A 253-nucleotide genomic window follows, 5' to 3' on the forward strand; every position below is an offset into this window, starting at 1 on the left:
GGGTCACCGGCTTGCGCGTGTTGGAGCCGTTGAAGATGACGTCGGTCATCGACTCGCCGCGCAGGTGCTTCGCCGAACTCTCACCCATCACCCAGCGCACGGCGTCGATGATGTTGGACTTGCCGCAACCGTTGGGGCCGACCACCGCCGCCATGTTGCTGGGAAAGCTCACCGTCGTCGGATCGACGAAGGACTTGAAGCCGGCCAGCTTGATGCTTTTCAGGCGCATCTGGGCTTAACGCTCGGCCAGGGT

Annotated in this window: 1 protein-coding gene; it reads right to left on the bottom strand. The window is 63.2% G+C overall.

Translation table 11 applies throughout. The features are described 5' to 3' along the window. The coding region (locus tag QCD70_RS19060; protein ID WP_301219210.1) for an AAA family ATPase at positions 1-229 on the bottom strand (229 nt) is incomplete at its 3' end. Positions 230-253: the final 24 nt, after the last annotated feature.

The sequence above is a fragment of the Agreia sp. PsM10 genome (assembly GCF_030433855.1).
In the GTDB taxonomy this organism is placed as follows: Bacteria; Actinomycetota; Actinomycetes; order Actinomycetales; family Microbacteriaceae; genus Agreia.